The 16,070-nt window shown below is 68.5% G+C and carries 17 protein-coding genes; 14 read left to right on the top strand and 3 right to left on the bottom strand.

Annotation, left to right across the window (positions count from 1 at the left end; genetic code table 11):
- The 6 genes from ACFYXM_RS36060 to ACFYXM_RS36035 all read left to right on the top strand — a co-directional run.
- Positions 1-1,246: IS701 family transposase (locus tag ACFYXM_RS36060; protein WP_389295962.1), on the top strand; the 1,246-nt coding region annotated here is incomplete at its 5' end.
- Between the two features lie 185 nt (positions 1,247-1,431).
- Positions 1,432-2,331, top strand: coding sequence for a GNAT family N-acetyltransferase (locus ACFYXM_RS36055; RefSeq protein WP_389295960.1), 900 nt, complete (start codon positions 1,432-1,434; stop codon positions 2,329-2,331).
- A 314-nt stretch (positions 2,332-2,645) separates the two neighbouring features.
- On the top strand, positions 2,646-3,071 hold the full coding sequence (locus ACFYXM_RS36050; protein ID WP_389295958.1) for a restriction endonuclease: 426 nt from the start codon (positions 2,646-2,648) through the stop codon (positions 3,069-3,071).
- Between the two features lie 763 nt (positions 3,072-3,834).
- Positions 3,835-4,530, top strand: a complete 696-nt coding sequence (locus tag ACFYXM_RS36045) for an HNH endonuclease family protein (RefSeq protein WP_389295956.1) — start codon at positions 3,835-3,837, stop codon at positions 4,528-4,530.
- A 201-nt stretch (positions 4,531-4,731) separates the two neighbouring features.
- Entirely contained in the window at positions 4,732-5,001 is a 270-nt protein-coding gene (locus ACFYXM_RS36040; protein WP_389295954.1) for a DUF3761 domain-containing protein, read from the top strand.
- Between the two features lie 552 nt (positions 5,002-5,553).
- Positions 5,554-6,003 carry a hypothetical protein gene (locus tag ACFYXM_RS36035; RefSeq protein WP_389295952.1) on the top strand — a complete coding sequence of 150 codons (450 nt, stop codon included), beginning with the start codon at positions 5,554-5,556 and terminating at the stop codon, positions 6,001-6,003.
- A gap of 617 nt (positions 6,004-6,620) precedes the next feature.
- On the opposite strand, the gene ACFYXM_RS36030 is transcribed toward ACFYXM_RS36035, so the two are convergent.
- From ACFYXM_RS36030 to ACFYXM_RS36020, 3 genes are all read right to left on the bottom strand, one after another.
- Complete coding sequence (locus tag ACFYXM_RS36030; RefSeq protein ID WP_389295950.1) at positions 6,621-7,454, bottom strand: transposase family protein; 834 nt, start codon at positions 7,452-7,454, stop codon at positions 6,621-6,623.
- 128 nt (positions 7,455-7,582) lie between these two features.
- A complete protein-coding gene (locus tag ACFYXM_RS36025; protein ID WP_389295948.1) occupies positions 7,583-7,981 on the bottom strand; it encodes a hypothetical protein in 399 nt (132 codons plus the stop codon).
- Positions 7,982-8,110: 129 nt separating this feature from the next.
- Positions 8,111-8,596 carry a hypothetical protein gene (locus ACFYXM_RS36020; protein ID WP_389295946.1) on the bottom strand — a complete coding sequence of 162 codons (486 nt, stop codon included), beginning with the start codon at positions 8,594-8,596 and terminating at the stop codon, positions 8,111-8,113.
- Between the two features lie 800 nt (positions 8,597-9,396).
- Between ACFYXM_RS36020 and ACFYXM_RS36015 the strand changes: the two genes are divergently transcribed.
- From ACFYXM_RS36015 to ACFYXM_RS35980, 8 genes are all read left to right on the top strand, one after another.
- Entirely contained in the window at positions 9,397-11,022 is a 1,626-nt protein-coding gene (locus ACFYXM_RS36015) for a replication-relaxation family protein (protein WP_389295943.1), read from the top strand.
- Positions 11,023-11,155: 133 nt separating this feature from the next.
- Complete coding sequence (locus ACFYXM_RS36010) at positions 11,156-11,425, top strand: hypothetical protein (protein WP_389295941.1); 270 nt, start codon at positions 11,156-11,158, stop codon at positions 11,423-11,425.
- Between the two features lie 89 nt (positions 11,426-11,514).
- Positions 11,515-12,114, top strand: a complete 600-nt coding sequence (locus ACFYXM_RS36005; protein WP_389295939.1) for a hypothetical protein — start codon at positions 11,515-11,517, stop codon at positions 12,112-12,114.
- A gap of 121 nt (positions 12,115-12,235) precedes the next feature.
- Complete coding sequence (locus ACFYXM_RS36000) at positions 12,236-12,685, top strand: hypothetical protein (RefSeq protein ID WP_389295937.1); 450 nt, start codon at positions 12,236-12,238, stop codon at positions 12,683-12,685.
- A gap of 123 nt (positions 12,686-12,808) precedes the next feature.
- The gene (locus tag ACFYXM_RS35995) at positions 12,809-12,970 is read left to right on the top strand and encodes a hypothetical protein (protein ID WP_389295936.1); all 162 of its coding nucleotides are present in this window, start codon (positions 12,809-12,811) and stop codon (positions 12,968-12,970) included.
- A 198-nt stretch (positions 12,971-13,168) separates the two neighbouring features.
- The gene (locus ACFYXM_RS35990) at positions 13,169-13,729 is read left to right on the top strand and encodes a replication-relaxation family protein (RefSeq protein WP_389295934.1); all 561 of its coding nucleotides are present in this window, start codon (positions 13,169-13,171) and stop codon (positions 13,727-13,729) included.
- Positions 13,623-14,837 carry an ATP-grasp domain-containing protein gene (locus ACFYXM_RS35985; RefSeq protein ID WP_389295932.1) on the top strand — a complete coding sequence of 405 codons (1,215 nt, stop codon included), beginning with the start codon at positions 13,623-13,625 and terminating at the stop codon, positions 14,835-14,837. The genes ACFYXM_RS35990 and ACFYXM_RS35985 overlap by 107 nt, the downstream gene beginning before the upstream one ends.
- Positions 14,838-14,907: 70 nt before the next feature.
- Positions 14,908-15,729, top strand: a complete 822-nt coding sequence (locus tag ACFYXM_RS35980) for a CPBP family intramembrane glutamic endopeptidase (RefSeq protein WP_389295931.1) — start codon at positions 14,908-14,910, stop codon at positions 15,727-15,729.
- Positions 15,730-16,070 lie beyond the last annotated feature (341 nt).

Here is a 16,070-nt window from a genome sequence, read left to right as displayed (position 1 = left end):
CGGGCACGTCCGGTTCGGGAGGCGGCTCGGGGAAACCCACTGGTGGAAACACCAGCAGGGCGCCCCGAGTCGACCTCACCAGCTGGCCGAACAGGCCGGCCTCGCCCGGCCTGGGCCGATGCAGCGTCTGCTGCGCTACGCCCGCTGGGACGCGGATGCCGTCCGTGACGACCTGCGTGCCTACGCCGCCGAACACCTCGGCGCCGACGACGGTGTCCTGATCGTGGACGAGACCGGCTTCCTGAAGAAGGGCCGGTCCTCGGCAGGAGTGCAGAGGCAGTACACCGGCACCGCGGGGCGCATCGAGAACGCCCAGGTCGGCGTGTTCCTCGCCCTGGCCACCAGGCGGGGACGGGCCCTGATCGACCGACGGCTCTATCTCCCCGAACACTCCTGGTCCGATGATCCCGAACGCCGTGACGCGGCCGGGATACCCGAGACGGTGCAGTTCGCCACCAAGCCCCGTCTGGCCTCGGAGATGATCGCTGCCGCGCTGGACGCCGGGATCGCCGCGTCCTGGGTGACCGGCGATGAAGCCTACGGCCAGGACCCGCAGCTGCGCGCCGCCCTTGAGGCACGTGGCACCGGCTACGTGATGGCCGTCGCCTGCTCGATGCGGGTGAGGATCAATCATGGCCGCACTGCCGTCCGCGCCGATACCGTCGCCGGCCGCCTGCCCGCCGCGGCCTGGCAGCGGCGGAGCGCCGGCAACGGCGCGAAGGGGCCGCGGTACTACGACTGGGCCTGGATCCACGTCGGCACCGACGGCCACCGCCACCTGCTGATCCGCCGCAATCGGTCCACCGGCGAACTCGCCTTCTATCTGTGCTGGTCGCCCACCGAAGTGCCCCTGTGCGAACTGGTCCGCGTCGCCGGTGTCCGTTGGAGCGTGGAGGAGTGCTTCCAGGCCGCCAAGGGCCAGGTCGGTCTGGATCACTATCAGGTGAGGCACTGGACCTCATGGCACCGGCACATCACGCTCGCCATGCTTGCCCTGGCCTTCCTGACCGCCCTCGCCGCCGACGCAACCCCCCAACCGCCCGCAGATACACACCACTTCGTCCGCAGCCGCGATCCGATCACGCTGACCGTCCCGGAGATTCGCCACCTACTCGCCGCCGTCTTCATCCCACCAGTCGTGACCGCGGCCAGGCTGCTGCACTGGTCCAACTGGCGCCGGCGCCACCAGTCAACAGCCCGACACAGCCACTACCGACGACGAACCGTCGGCGAACCCGCTGGATAGATCACGAAACCGTGGACGGACCAGCGGAAGTTCACGTATTGTGTGGCTTCACGCCCTGAGATGGACGGAAGGAGGCGAGTGCCGTGCAGTTCACACCTTTCCAGCGCTCCCTCTTCCGCTATCCCGGCGTGGTTTGTCAGTTCTGACCGGGAGCGCTCCAAGCAGCCTGTATCCCGGAGGAATCCATGACCGATCCGGTCATCCGCGCGCTCTCCGCGAGCGACGCTCATCTCTTCGACGCACTGCCCGACCCACTGGGCGCCCGTGAAGGCCATCGGCGTACCCGGTTCCGCCCCGACTGGAAGCGCGTCGCCCTGCGCGATGGCGAGGTCGTCGCACGCGGCGCGTGGTGGGGCGGCCCCGACGACTCGGAGCCCGTCAACATCAACTGGTTCGACGTGGCCGAGGGCGAGGAGGAGGCGGGGGCCGAGCTCCTGCGCTCCGCCCCCTGGCAGGTCGAACTTGAGATCAACCTGCCGGGCGGCTGGCGGGACAAGCCCGACCTGCGCCCCGCCGCCGAGACACGCTTCGCCGCCGCACGAGCCGCCGGGTACGAACTCCTGGTGGAACGCTTCCTGTACCGCTGGACCCCGGAGCGAGGTCTGCCCGAGCGGCCCGGACGCCTGCGCTTCAGCGCCGAACCCGACGACACCGTGTTCTTCGACGCATTGCGCCGCATCCACTCCGTCACCCTGGACGCCCACGCGCTCACGGCCATCAAGGAGGGCGGCCTCGACCAGGCCGCCCAGGAGGAACTCGACTTCTTCCACTGGTGCCCCTCCCCACGGGAGTGGTGGCAGATCGCGCACACGCCGGAGGGCGACCTGGCCGGCATCCACATCCCGGCCCACAACCCCTCCGGCCCGACCATCGGCTTCATCGGAGTCGTCCCGGAACAGCGTGGTCACGGCTACGCCTACGACCTCCTTGCGGAGTGCACCCACTTCCTCGTCGAACAGAGCGCGGAGTTCATCAGCGGAGGAACCGACCAGGGCAACTTCCCCATGGCCGCGAACTTCGCCAAAGCCGGCTTCCCCGTGGTCAGCGAACGCATCAACTTCCATCCGGCGGGCCAAGCGGCCTAGCGAGGAGTAGCACGCGGTGAGCGGTCCGGTCCGAGGACGGGTCCGGACCGCTTGCCAGTGCCCGATGGCATGCTCGCCGATAGTGTGATCGACAGCAAGCGATGGAGGCGGAGTTGGGCTTCCGGAGATCCGCCACCTACTCGCCGCCGTCTTCATCCCACCAGTCGTGACCGCGGCCAGGCTGCTGCACTGGTCCAACTGGCGCTGGCGCCACCAGTCAACAGCCCGACACAACCACTACCGACGACGAACCACCGACGAACCCGCTGGATAGATCACGAAACCACACTGGAGTACTAGAAGACATCCACACCATGTCACCGGCGACGTTCGAGCAGACGGTGGCGGCCCTTGCAAGGCGCGACGGTCACACAATTCTCCGAAGCGGCGGAGGCTCACGGGACCTGGGAGCAGACGTGATCACGACGGCGCCCGACGGCCGTCGGGTGGTTCTCCAGTGCAAGCACCGGCAGGGCGGCCGCGGCAAGGTCGGATCGCCTGACATGCAGACGCTCAACGGGACCGCCCGTCCGGAGCACATGGCTGACATAGTCGTTGCTGTTACCAACGGCACCTTCACAAAGCCTGCCTCCGACTTCGCGCGCAATCACGACATCGGCCTCCTGGACTGCTCGCGACTACAGCGATGGGCAACATGGGGCGAGCCTTTGCTCGCGGTCCTGGGTATCGGCGAAGCCGGGCGGAAGGACGTCGGCACAGGCTGGTGGAGTCCCGCCTGAAGCGTCGGGCCGTAGGGAGCGGAGGCCGCCCCTTGTCGGCCACGAACGGATTCAGGCGCGCGGACATGACCGCGAGTCAGCCGCGGCCACCGGTTTTCCGGATCGCACCAGAGCCCGCTCGGCGGTGATGGTGGAATCGAGAACCTGGGGCACGGCGAGCTGCTGTCCGCCTGCACTGCGGCAACTCGCGTCCACGGTCAGCTCCGTCACGCCGAGCCTCCGCGGCACCGGCCTGACTCAGCTCAACAGGTACGTCCCCACCTCCTGCGGCGTACGGCGCAATCAGCGGCGGGCGCATCGACATCTCCGGCGCGTTCACCAAGCAGGAGGCAGAGCAGATGGCTCACGACCTCGGCGCCCGCTGAGCCACCGAATGCGGTCGGCCTCATGGCCCCTTCGACCCGGCCACCTCCTCGGCCCGGCACCGCGTTGCGCTCGCGCTCTACGCCCACTGCGGATGTGCCCTGGGCGCTCCCTACGTCCCCGGCCGCGACCCCCCGGATCAACCGGGCGCTGCGCAAGACACTGGGGCCGTCGGCCGAAAGAGGGTAGTCCGGCAGCACAGCGCTTTCCCCGACCTCCGAGGCGGCACGCCTGCATGTAGGCCGCAGCGAGTCCGTATCCCGTGCGTGTTACTCCTCCTGGCCCTCGCCGACGATCCGTTCGCCGACTCGACAGTGCCCCTTGCGCGCCACTGCACGATCGGGTGATCCTCGGCGGGAAACAGGGATTTGTCCTGCAGGCTCTCTGAAGCATGAGGCCCATGCTTGAACACCTGCATCGTCATACGGCACTTCTCGCGGCAGTCTCGGCCCTTGCCGGAGTCGCGCTCACCGCCCCCACCACGGCCATCGCGGTCACCCCTCACCCCCACGCCTCTGCTGGACAGGCCCCAGCCATTCGAGAACTCCCGGAACCGCCTGATGCCGTGAAGGCCCGCGAGCTGCTGAGGGGCCTCGTCGTGGCCGACGAGAACGACGTCCCTGACTACAGCCGTTCCAAGTTCCCGCACTGGATCACCCAGTACGGAACCTGCGACACCCGCGAGGTCGTGCTCCAGCGCGACGGCCAGGACGTCGTCCAGGACGACCAGTGTCGCGCGACCAGCGGGACCTGGTACTCGGAGTACGACGGGCGGACCATCACTTCGGCCTCTGGCATCGACATCGACCACATCGTCCCGCTCAAGGAAGCCTGGCGCTCCGGGGCTTCCGAGTGGACCACCAACAAGCGGCGTGCCTTCGCGAACGACCTGACCAGTTCGCAGCTGATCGCGGTGTCGGCGGGCAGCAACCGGTCGAAGGGCGACAAGGACCCGGGGAACTGGCGGCCGCCGCTGGAGTCGTATCACTGCACCTACAGCCGCGCCTGGATCAGCGTGAAGTCCGACTACGCCCTCACCGCCAACCAGAGCGAGGTCGACGCCCTGTCCCAGATGCTCGATACCTGCAACACCTGACCCTTTCAGGCGAAGTACCCGGCGACCGAGCAGGAACACGGCCCGGGAGACCGCCTGAGCGCCGGACGGTGACGTCCGGCCCCGACCCGCCGCAGGGACAGGGGGAAATGGTCACCCCGCCCGGCCGCTGTCCCTGCGGCGAACCCAGCCTGCGCTTCCCGTACCGCGGCCGGGAGTTCGAACCAGACAGAGAGGCGCATTGTGATCCACACCATCACCGCACCGGCCCGCCAAAACAGCATCCTCCGCAGCACCATCACGGCGCTTGCTCTCGCCGCCGCGTTCCTCGTCCCAGCCGCCCAGGCCGAGGCGACCGCCGGGTGCGCACCCCACACCACCGGCACGTGCAGGGCCGGCAGCCCGCACCCGGCCGGCGCGACGGCCCAGTGCAAGGACGGAACCTACAGCTACTCGAAGACGTTCCGCGGCACCTGCAGCGGACACGGCGGCGTCCGCTACTGGTACAAGTAGAAAAGGAAGACGGCAGGCCCTGGAGCGGCGCACACTCCAGGGCCCGCCGCGCTCCGTCGGGCCCGGCAAGGTGTTGTCGTCCAAAACGTTCCTGACCGCCTCAGGAATGGAGGGCTTGGTCGAGTTCGTCGATGGCGGCGGCCGCGGCGCATACCTTGAGTATGCGTTCCGGGTCGCCTGGCTCACCTCGATGCATCGGGCCGCCGCTGTCCACGTTCACGCTTCCAGCAGGCTGTGATGCCGGAGCAGTTGAAAGGCCGCGCCGACCGATCCTGCGACGTGGATACGCTCGCAGAAGAACCTCACCCCGCTCGTCTCAGGACCCGGTGAGGATGTCGTGGGTGCCGATGCGGCGCCAGATGACGTGTGGGGTGCCTTCTCTGAACAAAGAGTCAACCAAGCGGCCGGAATGCCCCGGTGGGTGTCCACGAAGCACCGGCGGTGGCTATGAGCTGCCCCGTGATGGTCCGTGATCGTGTTGGACGCGTGAGTCGCAAGCCGTGCGCCGAAACGAACTTGCCACTCGACCGTTCTGCGGGATGACATGCCCTCATGAGCAGAATGGCGCAGGTGCTGGTCCTTGCACGGTACGAGGACGAGGTGATGGAGCCGCTGACGCGGGTCGACGAGACGCGTACTTGGCGCGGCTGTTTTGAGCGGATACCGGACTGGTTCGTCGGCGGGTGGTATCTCGAGTTCTTCCGCGAGAGCCAGCGCCGCGGGGTCCTCGCGGACCTGGAGGCGCTGCCGTGGAACAACCCGGAGTGCGTGCAGGTCATGCTCCACGACGAAGACGACGATTGCTTCGGGCTGTGGATGTTCCATGATGGGGTGCTGGCCGAGGTGTCGATTCCGCGCATACAGCGGGTCTACACCCCGCCACCGCCGTGGTGGGGCGACAGTCCCCGGCCGGGACACCTACAACGAACGGACGGACCGGACGCAGAGACGCTATCGCTGCATTCCCCCGAGCATGAACAGGATCCACGACTCTGCTGGTAACGAGAACATGGCGGGACAGCCCATGCGAGCTCGTTACTCGGTGGCTTCGCTGGTGCGGGCGGTGAGCTGGGCGAGGTTGGGCAGGCACAGGAAGACGGGGGACTGCTTCTTCTCCTGCTGGGCTTCGATCTGGGCGATCTTGTCCTCGGCGGCGGCGAGGCTGGTGGACAGGCCTTCGACTTCGCCGAACCATCCTTAGCGTTCGGCTTCGGCGATCCTCTCTTGAGGTTGTCGCGGATCTCTTCCAGGCGGGGGCCCGTGGCGCACCGCGCGGGGCCGCCGCCGGGGATGAGTGGACACGGTGGACTCCACCGTGCGCCGTGCACGGAGGGGAGTGGAGATCACGGTGGTGCGGATCGGGCGGTCCACTCGGTGCGCTCCACACGGTGGGCGCGGTGGACCGCGTGGCGCCGGGAGAGTGGGGCCCACCGTGGGGATCCACCGATGGGAGTGGAGTCCACCGCGGAGCGCACCGGGTGGGAGTGGGCTCCACCGCGACATCGGGTGGACTCCACTCAGCTTCCGCCAACCTGAAGTCCCAGGTCAAAGGGCTGGTGTGATCGGTTCTCGGGTGCTCGTGCTGGTCGTGGGCGTGAGTCCGCGGAGAAGATCATTCGTCAGCGGTTGACTTCGAGGTTCGTCAGGACGAGCAGAGCGCGCAGGAGCTGTGTGGCCCAGGCGGGATCGGTACGGAGCTTGGTGAGGATCCGCCAGTTCTTGAGGTGGGCGAAGCCGTGCTCGACCGGTGCACGTCCCACGGCGAGGACGCGGTTGGCTTCCTTCTCGCCTGGGGTGAGCTTGTGGGTGCGGCTGGCGGTGTAGCCGGTGACGATCACGGGGTCGAGGATGTCGTTGTCCAGGCCGCGGAAACCGAGGTTGGCCAACGCTCCGAGGCCGGCGGCGCGCAGGTGGGTCAGGATGTGGTCGTGGCGGGCGGCGGTGTTGTCGTGGGTGCGGCCGGGCCGGGCGGCGGATATCCAGATCAGGCGCCCCTTCTCGTCGGTCAGGGCGAGGAAGTGCAGGCCGTGGCTGCGGTGCTTGCCGGAGTAGTTCCGCCGGTCGGCCTTGCCGGTGCGGCGCTGGGTGCGGATGAGGGTGCCGTCGATCAGGACCACATCCCCGCCCTGCTTGGCGATCCTCTTCAGGGCGCGGTCCAGGCGCGGTGCCTGGGCGGCGAGCAGTTCGATCAGCTCGTCGCGCCAGCGGCGGACGGTGGACCCGGACACGTTGTTGCCGCCGGCCATGTCGGCCAGGCGCTGGTCGTGGCGCAGTACGGCCAGGACGATCACCGCGATCTTCCCCGGCGGCAGGATCCGCCATCGGGACCGAATCGCCCTCAGGTGACGCCGCAGCAGATCGGCGAGGTGGTTGACGGTGCGCGTGGACAGCGGCAGACGGCACTGGTAGACAAGCGGGCAGGTGTCCTCGGCGCGTTCTTCGGTATTCGTCACACAATTCCAACGGCCGCCGGGGGTAACCCGGTTACGCTCGCGCCGCCCTACCCCGAGCGGGGTCGTTCCTACTCGCAGGCGGGTGGTGAACCGACCATCCGGCGTTTTCCGCAGCCAGCCGCGAGCGGTCAGCCTGACCAGCCTCCCCCGCAGCGGTTCCAGCTTGCTCCGCACGCTGATGTCCACTCCCAGCATCTCGCCGACCTCGCGGGCCATGACCGGCCCGGCAGCCTGCCGCACGGCAGCGAGGATGCGCCGGCAGTCCGGCGGAAGCATGGTCTCCTGACGCCCGGCTCGCGGTGCGGGACCAGCATCACCGCCCGGCCGCCCACCTGCCCGGGCACCGGGGCGGCCGAGGCGCGTTCGTCGGCGAGCTGCTCACTCAGCCGCTCAAAAACACGTTCGGCGACGGCGAGTTCGTCTCGCTCGGCCCGCACCTCCGCCAGCTCCTTGGCCAGCTGTTCTTCGAGTTCGTCCAGTTCCGCACGGCGCGCGGTGATCCGTTCCAGCAACTCGGGATCCAGCATGTACGGGATCGTAGAAGACCGCCCGGCCGCTGCGAGTGGGAATCGGTTGTACTGGGAGTGTCAGGTGGCTGCCCCGGTTGAGATGAATCTCGCGAAAACGTGAGTCGGGTTGTCGCACATGAACGGTGATCAGCGGGGCGGGAAGGAAGCCAGAGAGAGGTCCCACTGGTCAGCCGCGTGAAGCAGCGCCGCGGCGTCCATCCTGACCTCCACGACGTACTGGTAGATGTCAGCCCCGTCATCACCCTGGTGCCACGGGGGTGCCGCCTCCAAGGACAGATGAACGCGAATCACCGCGGTCCAACCCTCGCTTCGATCGGCGAGGCTGAAAGCCACGACCGGCTCGATGAACCACGTGTCCGGCGACAGCTCACCTTCGGCATCAGGTTCGGTCACGGCCACCGTCCCCGCGGCCACCGCGCGCAGCCACGCGGCCACCTGGTGAGCTTCATCGGTGAGCAAACACGGATCGGCGAAGGACCAGCTTCCCTCGGGAGTCGTCACTGTGCCATCAATGACCAGCCAGTTGTCGTCGTGCGAGTCGCCCCGGACCGTGGCGAACTGATAGCGCACTGGGCAGAGGTCGACACTGCTGGCGAGATCGTTCAGGAGCACTGGGCCAGGATGTCATGCGCTGGCCAGCAGGACGGGCTGTGCCTTCCAGCCCAGGTGCACAGGCCAGAGCGCCGCACCGGACTGACCTCCGTTTCGGAGACAATCCCGACCTCTGTCAGACGATCTTCTCCATGGACTCCCGCCCACGAGCAGCGTGAGCACCGCGAGAGTCGGTCACACCAGCACTTTGACCTGCGGTTTCAGGTTGGCGGAGGCCCACTACACAGCGGTCAGGTGCACCGGGTGCGCGCCAGGCCCCCTTGACCACCTTGGTCGGCCCTACCACGAACGCGACCATGACCCCTTGCCCAAGTCTGCTACCGCCCCGCCCACGGCCACGTTTCTCCTTGACCACGTCCGCTACCGGCCGCGGTTAGACCGCAGTCAAGGGGGTCGGCTGCACGCTGCTCCTTCGCGACGATGGCCCCGGCCGGGGCAGCGAAGGAGACGAGAAGGATGACGAGCACTCACCCGAGGGCCGGGCAGCGGCACCGCTCGGGCCGATCACATCGGAAGGCCGGCCCGTGGCGGGCAAGCCCAAGGGGGCTCCCTGGGTGCCCACTTCAAAGGCCCCTCGGGAACCCCCTTTGGAGCCCGGCACCCCGGTCCGGAGGAAAACCCCTAGTCAGGGCCGTAATCAGCGCGAAAACTGCGCCGTCACAACCCTCTTCTCTCCTCTATATGTCCGTAGTGGAGGAGAGCATCGGGTCCCGGGGGGCCCGGACACCCTCCCAGGCCGGGCACGGCCAGCAGCGCCGGTCGGCCGACGGCCGGACACGAGCCACGAGGGAGCAGAGCTGATGGCGGGGAAGCGGAAGAACAACCCGGCGGGATCGACGAACAGCTACCGCGGCGACGTGCTGCGCGTGCTCGGAGCGCTGAAGGTGGCCACGGCTGATCAGATCCAGCGGATCGGCGCTCCCCACCTGACCTTCCGGCACGCCGACAAGGAAACCCCGTCGAAGCAGAAGCAAGCCCGCACCGCCTCGCACACCGGCGCGCTCTCCGACATGCGCAAGCACGGCCTCGCGGAGAACGGCGGCTCCACCGAGACGGGGGACAGGCTGCGGAACCTGACCCCCAAGGGACTGGAGGCCGCCTCCTACGAGCTGCGGCGCCCGGTGACGGAGATGGGCTCCACCGCACGCGGCGCGGGCTCCAGCGGCGCCTCCCACCCGATGGCCGTCAACGAGACCGTGATCGCGATGCTGCGCCCGAAGCCGAACATGGCCAGGCTTGCCGACGACCTGCCGCACGTCCAGGCCGCCGCCCAGGCCGCCGTCGACGCGCCGGCCGGGATCGGCACCATCGCCTCGTACTGGACCGAGGTGTCGCTGCCCGCCACCGGCACCTGGAACGCGCCCGGCAAGGGCGGCGCCCAGGCCGACCTCGTGCTCACCGCGCCGCAGGACCAGGTGCCCCTGTTGTTCATCGAGGTCGACAACTGCCACGAGACCGCTGAGGAGCTCGCCGACAAGCTGGAGAAGTACGTCCGGTTCTTCCTGCGGAAGGTGAAGGACACCGATGGCAAGGAGCGTCCAATGTGGCGCACCCGCTGGCGCGCTCCGGACACCTGGTCCGGCGACGCGACGTTCCCGCCCGTCCTGCTGGTGTTCAACCGCATCGGCGAGCGCAACCCCAATCGCACCGTCCCGCGCCTGCAAGAACTGACCCGTCATCTGTGGCAGGGGCAGCGGCACAAGGGCTTCCGCGACTACGACGGGAAGATCCCGATCATCGCGACCGGCCTGAAGAACCTGCGCGAGCACGGCCCGGAGGGACCGGTGTTCCTCCGCTTCGGCCGCGACCAGATGCAGCCCCTGCGGGAGGCGATCGGCAATCCCCGTCGTGAGGCGGCTGAAGCCCGCGCTCGGGAAGAGGCCAAGGCCCGTCAGGAGCAGTACCAGGCACAGGTGCGGCGGGCAGCGCAGGAGCAGGCTGCGAAGAAGGCAGCCGAGCGTGAGGCCCGGCGTCCCGTCTGCACCGGCTGCGGGGCGAAGTTCACCGACGAACGCTGGGAGGCGGCACAGTCGACGGACTGGGGCACCCCGAAGGACTCCCACCCGCACCTGTGCGACAGCTGCAAGCGCGCGGCCGTCGCCGACGCCCATGAGGCCGAAGACCGGCAAGAGCACCCGGAGCCGCTTCCCGACTGGGCGGAGCGGGACCGCTTCCTGCGCTACGCCCGTCGTCCCCGCTGCACCGAGTGCAAGGCGGCGTTCACGGACGAGCGGTGGCAGGCGGTGGAGCGCACCGGCTGGGGCACCGTTCCCATGGAGGCCCGTCCGACGCTGTGCGGGGACTGCGATCAGCAGTACGTCACCGACGTTCAAGCCTGGTCGGGCACGATGCGTCAGGAGCCGGAGCAGGACCAGTCCGTGCCCCAGCAGAAGACCACCGGCTGGCTCTCGCGCCTGCGCCGCTGAGCCGGGCAAGCCGCTGGTCGGCGCGGGCAAGCCCAAGGACACCCTGGGCAAGCTCCGCGCCGCCGGCGGCGGGCAGGCGCGATGGGTGCGTACCGGGCCCCGGCTGTCGGTGGTGGCTGGAAGGCTGAGCCCCATGGACAGGGATGAGGAGTTGCTGCGCGGCCGGGTTTACGGCGCCGACCACGACCACCCGGGCCCGCTGCCCGACCGGGCCTACGCCGAACTCGTCGGCGGGCCGCTGGACGGCCTGCTGCTCGACATCACCGGCTGGACAGCGGACGAGATCCAGACCGGTGTCGCGCTGACGACTGAGCTCGGGCAGTTCGGCGCCGGCGGCCGGACCCTGTACGACCCGCGCCCTGGCGAGCGGAACCGATGGGACTGGTCCGGCGACACACCTTGAGCGCCCTGGCCGCTCAAGGGGGAGTACGAATTCGGACATGGTTCTGAAACATCGTCATGACCAGCTCGGCACTATGCCACCGTGCATCCGTGGATCAAGGGTGGGCGGCGGTCATTGCCGGAGGAGTCGGCCTCATCAGCGCCGTAGGCGGTGCTGTCGTCGGCGGCATGGCGGCGGTGCGCGGTGCGCGGATCGGCGCGGAGACCAACGCCGCAGCCGTCCTGGCACAGAGCCGTCTGCAGATGGAAGGTGCCCGCGATCAGTGGGTGCGCCAAGAGCGGCAGAAGGCGTACCTACAGGTGATGGATTGCTACAGCCTCTTCAACAGGGAGTGCGTGCAGTACCGCGACCAGCTCAAGGACGGGCGACCGCTCGGCGAGGACACGGTGGAGTCCTATACGAGCACCTTCATCGCTCTGATCGGAGCATGCAGCCACCTGGCGCTCCTTGGCCCTGATTCTGTTCATGCTGTGGGCGGCGCAGTGCGGGCAAAGGCCGAACGCTTCGTCGCGACCGTCAAGTTCTGGAATGAGGACTTGACCGAGGCCCTCAATGAAGATCCGCAATGCGACCTCGGCGCGCTCACGAGCGACTGGTGGGATGTTCTCGCGGAAGACGGTGCCTTGATGAAACAGGCGTATCAGACGTTTCTGATCACAGGCCAGCGCGAGTTACTGCGTGCACCCTGAGACCTTCGTGGCACTCGAACGGGTGGCGCTGGGACAGACGATCCTGCCGTTCGGGCAGCCGGCTCTACGCTCCCGGTGTTGCGGATGATCAACGATTTCGACCGGAAGGAGAAAGGCAGCAGTGAACGCCTCCAGTTCAGACGACGGCCCGTCGCCGGCATCGCGCGCCATCGCAGCATGGGAAGCAAAGGAGACAGCCACGATCAACAGTCCGGTGGGCATCATCGGGACCTTGCTCTCGGGCTTCACTTTCGCGTGCTTGTTCACATACGTCCTGGTGCACTACCGCTCCTGGCACGACTTCGCCGCCTTCGTCGTCGCCGTTCTCCTGGCTGTTCTGGGAGTCCTTGCTGTGGTGCCGCACGCGGCAACCGTGGTCGGCGGCCGTACAGGAGGGTGGCAGCGGGCCTTCATGTGGGGAGCCGGAGCGGTCCTCGCTGGACTGGTCCTTTCTGCTGCACTTCTGGGGAACGCGTCGTTCTCCATGTCCGCCCTGATCGGGATGGTTGCCGCACTGGCGATTCCCTGCTTCGGAGAGGTCCTCGCTGTTGGTACCGCCGCTGAGGCATGACCTTGCCGATGGCTGGTCCGATGGCAGCGGGGCCTCGCAGGGTCCTCTGCACGGCCCCGCCGTCCGTCGTCATCGACCCAGCTGGGGCCGTGCTGCGGCCGGGTAGCCGTGCGATCCGTTCGCGTGATCGGCCACGGTGACGATGGCGGCCTGCTGGTCGTCTCCGCAGCCACCTTCGGTGTCGACGATCCGTACGTGGTCGTTCACGTCCGTGCGCACCTGGACTGGACGTCGGGCGTCCCCGAGCAGAAGGTCGGCGGCTGGTTGTCGCGTCTGTGGACCTGATCCGGGCAAGCCTTCCGCCGGCAGCGCGGGCAAGCCCAAGGTGATCGACACCCTGAACCGGGCGCTGGCCCTCGGTGCGGTCGAGGGCGAACCAGCCCACGGCCTCATGCAGGAACGCAGCCGCGTCCGGCCAGGCCGGCGGGAGGTGGACCTCGCGCGGAGGCCGCCTCCTACGAGCTGCAGCGCCCGGTGACGGAGATGGGCTCCACCGCACGCGGCGCGGGTTCCAGCGGGGCCTCCCACCCGATGTCCGTCAACGAGACGGTGATTGCGATGCTGCGCCCGAAGCCGAACATGGCCAAGCTCGCGGACGACCTGCCGCACGTCCAGGCCGCCGCCCAGGCCGCCGTCGACGCACCGGACGGCATCGGCACCATCGCCTCGTACTGGACCGAGGTCCCGCTGCCCGCCACCGGCACGTGGAACGCGCCCGGCAAGGGCGGCGCGCAGGCCGACTTGGTTCTCACCGCTCCGCAGGACGGGGTTCCGCTGCTGTTCATCGAGGTCGACAACTGCCACGAGACGCCGGAGGAGCTCGCCGACAAGCTGGAGAAGTACGCCCGCTTCTTCAAGCGGAAGGTGAAGGACACCGACGGTCGTGAGCGGCCGATGTGGCGCACCCGCTGGACGGCTCCGGCCACCTGGTCCGGTGATGAGACGCACCCGCCTGTCCTGCTGGTGTTCAACCGCATCGGCGAGCGCAACCCCAACCGGACCGTCCCGCGCCCGCGGCCACCGGCCGGTCGTCCTCACCCGTGACCCGGCCCGCTACCCGTACATCGCCCTCGACGGCGTCGACACGCGAGTGGTCGACACCTCCGATCTCTCGGCCGTCCTGGACGCCTGCGCTCGGCTTGCAGAGGGAGCCGGACTCGCCGGAGTCACCTCCAGTTCGGAGTACTTCATCGCGACCGCGGCCGCGGCGGCGGCGAAGTTCGGCCTCTCGGCCCCCGATCCCCAAGCCGTCGAGCAGTGCCGAGACAAGACTCGGCAGCGCGTCGTGCTGGCCCATGCGGGCGTGAACGTGCCCCGTTTTGCCGAGGTGAACGACACGGCGTCCGCCGTCCGCACCGCCGAGGCATTCGGGCTGCCCGTCGTCGTCAAGCCAGTGTCCGGATCGGGATCGATCGGCGTTCGGCTGTGCACGACGGCGGCCGAGGTCGAGCGCTGGTGCGGCGGTCTCTTCGCGGCAGCGGGAACGAACGACCGGGGACGGATCCTCGTGGAGGAGTACGTCGACGGCGACGAGTACTCGGTGGAGACCTTCGATCCGAACGCGATCGCGGTGGTACGCAAGCACCTTGGGCCCGCCCCGCACTTCGTGGAAGTGGGGCACGATTTCCCGGCGCCGCTGGCACCTGGCGACCACGAGCGGTTGACGGGCACGGTCCTGAGGGCGCTGTCTGCGCTGGGGCTGGGCTGGGGTGCGGCCCACACGGAGCTGCGCATGTCTGCCCGGGGGCCCGTCGTGATCGAGGTCAACCCCCGGCTGGCCGGCGGCATGATCCCCCATATGATCCAGAACGCGGGAGGACTCGACCTGGTGGACGCCGTGATCGCACGTGCCTCGGGAAACGAGGCCGCCGCCCGCCTCAGCAGCCGCGCGCACGGTGCCATCAGGTTCCTTGTGGGGCAGGAGTCCGGGGTCGTGGCGTCCGTCGGCGAACTGCCGGGCCCTGACGACGTCCCCGGTCTCGTTGCGGCCTCATTCAACGTCTCCCCTGGGGACCGGGTCGAGTTGACGCACTCCTTTAAGGATCGGCTCGCCTACGTGATCACGACCGGAAACTCCGCCGACGAGGCCGAGCGAGCGGCTTCACGGGCGCTCGCGTGCATGAGTGTCGAGTACGTTCGCTCCTCCGCGTGACGGCATCGGTCACACTGGGCCCGACGGGAACACACCAGGACCGCCGGCAAGGAAAAGGGGCTTTGACGCCATGACACGCACGACGACGACCGGCACGGCGCCGGGATACGCCTCGGGGCCCGCCGACGGATCACGGACGGCCGCGGTAGCGGCTGTCATCGCGGTCGTCCTGACCGGCCTGCCGATCGTCGTCCCCTGGCTGCGCAGCCACCCCCTGCCGCTGGTCCTGTACGTCTCGGTGCTCGCCGCGGTCACCGCAGTCGCCTTACGCACTGGCTCCCCCCGGGCCGCGCGCGTGGTCCTCACGTCCGACCTCGTGCTCGGCATCACCCTCGTCACAGGGCTCGGGACGTGGCCGGCTCCCCTGGGCGTCGCTGCCCTCGTCGTTCTCGCAAGCGGCCTCCTCCCTCGATTTCACCAGGAACGGGAATGGCTACGACCGGGCGTTTTCAACAGGGAGGTGCTCTGGCTCACCCTGGCCACGGTGGTGGTTAGCGGGGCGGCACTGACCGTCTGGGCGTGGCTGACAGATCCTTCGGGAGGACCGTATCTGACGTCACTCCAGCAGAAGCCTCTGCTGGTGGGGCTGCTCGGGATTCTGGCGTTCTCTCTGATCAACTCGTTCTGCGAGGAAGCCGTCTTCCGGGGCGTCTTCCAGACGGAGCTGACGCCGTTGATCGGCGCGCTGCCCGCGGTCGCGGTACAAGCGGTCTCGTTCGGCCTGCTGCACATCACCGGCTTCCCCTCGGGTGCTGCAGGCGCCCTGCTGGCAGGTGTCTACGGGCTTCTCCTGGGCCTGGTCCGGCGGCGCAGCGAGGGCATGGCAGCCCCGTACGTCGCGCACGTATGCGCGGACATGACCATTGGGTTGCTGGTCTTGACCGTGCTGTGACGAGTGGATTGCGGCACATGCGCCGGCGAACGGGCGGGGAGTGCCGGGCGAGCTCTGCTTCACCCCATGTCGTCGATGCTCAGCTGTCCCGGGGGCGTTGTCACGTTGGTGGGGTGTTGATCGGTTGAGGGCGCGTCAGGTGTGGGGGTCGGGCGGGGGCCTGGGTCACGCTGCGGTGGGCGGGGCGGTGGCGCCGGTGATCTGGTCCCAGATCACGAAGCGGACGGTCATCTCGGTGCGGTGGTCGGGGGGGGTGCCCCTATCTGTTTCGTCAACCCCGGTGCGGTCGGCTTGTAGAGGTTGATCCTGGTTTTCGGGGACGTCCCGCGAAGCGGGATGTT

It is taken from the genome of Streptomyces sp. NPDC002476, from assembly GCF_042889785.1.
In the GTDB taxonomy this organism is placed as follows: domain Bacteria; phylum Actinomycetota; class Actinomycetes; order Streptomycetales; family Streptomycetaceae; genus Streptomyces.
Note: the sequence above shows the minus strand (reverse complement) of the source record. Positions and strands in the feature narration are given on the sequence as shown.

Coding starts and splice junctions, on each gene's coding strand:
- ACFYXM_RS36055 (WP_389295960.1), top strand. CDS start 1,432: ATGACCGATCCGGTCATCCGCGCGCTCTCCGCGAGCGACGCTCATCTC.
- ACFYXM_RS36050 (WP_389295958.1), top strand. CDS start 2,646: ATGTCACCGGCGACGTTCGAGCAGACGGTGGCGGCCCTTGCAAGGCGC.
- ACFYXM_RS36045 (WP_389295956.1), top strand. CDS start 3,835: ATGCTTGAACACCTGCATCGTCATACGGCACTTCTCGCGGCAGTCTCG.
- ACFYXM_RS36035 (WP_389295952.1), top strand. CDS start 5,554: ATGAGCAGAATGGCGCAGGTGCTGGTCCTTGCACGGTACGAGGACGAG.
- ACFYXM_RS36025 (WP_389295948.1), bottom strand. CDS start 7,981: ATGCTGGATCCCGAGTTGCTGGAACGGATCACCGCGCGCCGTGCGGAA.
- ACFYXM_RS36015 (WP_389295943.1), top strand. CDS start 9,397: ATGGCGGGGAAGCGGAAGAACAACCCGGCGGGATCGACGAACAGCTAC.
- ACFYXM_RS36010 (WP_389295941.1), top strand. CDS start 11,156: ATGGACAGGGATGAGGAGTTGCTGCGCGGCCGGGTTTACGGCGCCGAC.
- ACFYXM_RS35990 (WP_389295934.1), top strand. CDS start 13,169: ATGGGCTCCACCGCACGCGGCGCGGGTTCCAGCGGGGCCTCCCACCCG.
- ACFYXM_RS35985 (WP_389295932.1), top strand. CDS start 13,623: ATGAGACGCACCCGCCTGTCCTGCTGGTGTTCAACCGCATCGGCGAGC.
- ACFYXM_RS35980 (WP_389295931.1), top strand. CDS start 14,908: ATGACACGCACGACGACGACCGGCACGGCGCCGGGATACGCCTCGGGG.